Below are 3344 nucleotides of genomic sequence, written 5' to 3' on the forward strand. Positions count from 1 at the left end.
GATCACGACATCGCTGACCTGATGCGCGAAGCCAAGAGTGGACAGGCCCCCCACTTGGAAGCGTTCGCCGGCAACACCACCTGCGCGCCGCATTTGAGGACTTCGGTGCTGATCTGGTCGGGGTCACCGACGATGAGCTGCGGGCGGTAACCGGCCTTGCGCAATACGTCGGCGCCGACGCCGACGGCCACGCGCCCGGATTGGAACGCATCCAGGATCTCGGTGTCGGAGCCATGACCTTCCCGGCGGCCGGGTCCGCGACCGACCTGGCCCTGCTGCTCGCCGATCACCATGGCGCGGCGCTGCTGGTCACCGCCGGCCACACCGCCAACATCGAGACCTTCTTCGACCGCACCCGCTCGCAGAGCAACCCGTCGACCTTCCTCACCCGCTTGCGCGTGGGGGAGAAGCTGGTCGACGCGCGGGCGGTTGCCACCTTGTACCGCAACCACATCTCCGGAGGCGCGATCGCGCTGCTGGCCCTGACGATGTTGATCGCCATCATTGTCGTGCTCTGGGTGTCCCGGACCGACGGCGTGGTCGTGCACTGGCTCGTCGACTACTGGAACCAATTCACCCTCTGGATACAGCACCTGGTGAGCTAGGACGGTGGATTCATGATCTCGTTACGCCAACATGCTTTCTCGCTGGCCGCCGTCTTCCTGGCGCTGGCCATCGGGGTGGTGCTGGGCTCCGGATTCTTCTCGGACACCCTGCTGTCCAGTCTGCGTAACGAGAAGCGCGAGCTGGCCGCCCAGATCAACACGCTCAACGACCAGCGCAACGCGCTGAACGAAAAGCTCGGCGCGGCAAACAATTTCGACAACCAGGTGCTGGGCCGGATCGTGCACGACGCATTGGCCGGCAAGTCGGTGGTGCTGTTTCGGACCCCCGACGCCAAAGACGACGACGTGACCGCGGTCTCGAAGATCGTCGGACAATCCGGCGGGGCGGTCACCGGCACGGTGACGCTGACGCACGAGTTCGTCGAAGCCAACTCCGCGGAGAAACTGCGCACGGTGGTCAACTCGTCGATCCTTCCGGCGGGCACGCAACTGAGCACCAAGCTCGTCGACCAGGGCTCTCAGGCGGGTGACCTACTGGGCATCGCGTTGCTGATCAACGCCAAGCCCGATGCGCCCGCCGTCGACGACACTCAGCGCGACACCGTACTGGCGGCATTGCACGAAACCGGCTTCATCACCTATCAGCCGACCGAACACATGGCAGCGGCAAATGCCGCGATCGTGATCACCGGCGGCGGCCTGCCCGCCGACGCTGGCAACCAAGGCGTCAGCGTCGCAAGGTTCGCCACCGCGCTGGCACCCCACGGCTCGGGCACGTTGCTCGCCGGACGGGACGGATCGGCATCCGGTAGCGCCGCGGTCGCGGTGACCCGCGCCGACGCCGGCATGGCAGCGACCATCACCACGGTGGACGACGTCGACACCGAAGCGGGCCGAATCACCGCGATCCTGGGGCTGCATGATCTGGTCGCCGGCGCGCGACCCGGGCACTACGGCACCGGTCACGGAGCCACATCGGTCACCGTGCCCCAGTAGGGCGTGTTAGCCGCGGTGAAACGCCGTGGATGTTAGGGTGGATTTCCGTGGGTCGGCAGGCCCCAGCTGGTTCAGGCTAGATTCGTCAAGCCCTGCCCGTCTTCACGGAGGTTGCTCATTGCGTAGGCACCCGCAGGCCGTCACCAAGCACCTCTTCGTCTCGGGCGGCGTTGCTTCCTCCCTCGGCAAGGGTCTCACCGCCAGTAGCCTCGGACAGCTGCTCACCGCACGCGGGTTGCACGTCACGATGCAAAAGCTCGACCCGTACCTCAATGTGGACCCGGGCACTATGAACCCGTTCCAGCACGGCGAGGTCTTCGTCACCGAGGACGGCGCCGAGACCGACCTGGACGTCGGCCACTACGAGCGGTTCCTGGACCGGGATCTGTCCGGCTCGGCGAATGTCACCACCGGGCAGGTCTATTCAACGGTCATCGCCAAGGAGCGGCGCGGTGAATACCTCGGCGACACAGTTCAGGTCATTCCCCACATCACCGACGAGATCAAACGGCGCATCACGGCGATGGCCGAACCGGATCCCGACGGTCACCGCCCGGACGTGGTGATCACCGAAATCGGTGGGACCGTCGGCGACATCGAATCGCAGCCATTCTTGGAGGCGGCGCGTCAGGTGCGCCACGACCTGGGCCGCGAGAACGTCTTCTTCCTGCATGTTTCATTGGTGCCGTACCTGGCTCCGTCGGGTGAACTCAAGACCAAGCCGACGCAGCACTCGGTGGCTGCCCTGCGCAGCATCGGTATCACCCCGGACGCGCTGATCCTGCGCTGTGACCGCGATGTCCCCGAAGCGCTGAAGAACAAGATCGCGTTGATGTGTGACGTCGACATCGACGGCGTCATCTCCACCCCGGACGCGCCGTCGATCTATGACATCCCGAAGGTGCTGCACCGTGAAGAACTCGACGCCTTTGTGGTGCGCCGGTTGAACCTGCCGTTCCGGGACGTGGACTGGACCGAGTGGGACGATCTGCTGCGGCGGGTGCACGAACCGCATGAGACGGTGCGAATTGCCTTGGTCGGCAAGTATGTCGAGCTATCCGATGCCTATCTGTCGGTCACCGAAGCGCTGCGAGCCGGCGGGTTCAAGCACCGCGCGAAGGTCGAGATCCGTTGGGTCGCCTCCGATGATTGCGAGACCGCCGGCGCCGCCGCGACGACGCTCGGTGACGTGCACGGTGTGCTGATCCCCGGCGGCTTCGGAATCCGCGGCATCGAGGGCAAGATCGGGGCCATCGCGCATGCCCGCGCCCGCGGACTGCCGGTGCTGGGACTCTGCCTGGGCCTGCAGTGCATCGTCATCGAGGCGGCCCGCTCGGTAGGCCTCACCGAAGCCAACTCCGCAGAATTCGAGCCCAACACACCAGACCCGGTGATCTCCACCATGGCCGACCAGGAACACATCGTGGCGGGCGAAGCCGACCTCGGTGGCACCATGCGCCTGGGCGCCTACCCGGCGGTGCTGCAACCGGAATCCATTGTGGCGCAGGCTTATCAGTCGACACAGGTGTCCGAGCGGCACCGGCACCGCTACGAGGTCAACAACGCCTACCGCGACAAGATCGCCGAAAGCGGTCTGCGTTTCTCCGGCACCTCACCCGACGGGCATCTGGTGGAGTTCGTCGAATACCCGCCCGAGCAGCACCCGTTCGTCGTCGGCACGCAGGCGCACCCCGAACTGAAGAGCCGCCCTGGTAGAGGGTTTCGGACGAAATCGTCTCGAAGTCGTGTTCAGCCACGGGCCGCGGGTTCAGGTAGCGGCTG

2 protein-coding genes and 1 pseudogene are annotated in these 3344 nt (G+C 65.6%); all 3 read left to right on the forward strand.

Annotation, left to right across the window (positions count from 1 at the left end):
- Positions 1 to 605 (forward strand): annotated as a pseudogene (steA, locus tag A9W95_RS05215) (putative cytokinetic ring protein SteA); the annotation flags it as partial.
- Between the two features lie 12 nt (positions 606 to 617).
- Positions 618 to 1562, forward strand: a complete 945-nt coding sequence (locus A9W95_RS05220; protein WP_067409541.1) for a copper transporter — start codon at positions 618 to 620, stop codon at positions 1560 to 1562.
- A gap of 118 nt (positions 1563 to 1680) precedes the next feature.
- Positions 1681 to 3344, forward strand: a 1664-nt coding sequence (locus A9W95_RS05225; RefSeq protein WP_172826563.1) for a CTP synthase, incomplete at its 3' end; no start/stop codon positions are given.

The organism is Mycobacterium sp. 1423905.2 (genome assembly GCF_001673155.1).
Lineage (GTDB): Bacteria > Actinomycetota > Actinomycetes > Mycobacteriales > Mycobacteriaceae > Mycobacterium.

What these genes read in the sequence shown, in the direction of transcription:
- A9W95_RS05220 (WP_067409541.1), top strand. Translation starts at nt 618, where the DNA reads ATGATCTCGTTACGCCAACATGCTTTCTCGCTGGCCGCCGTCTTCCTG.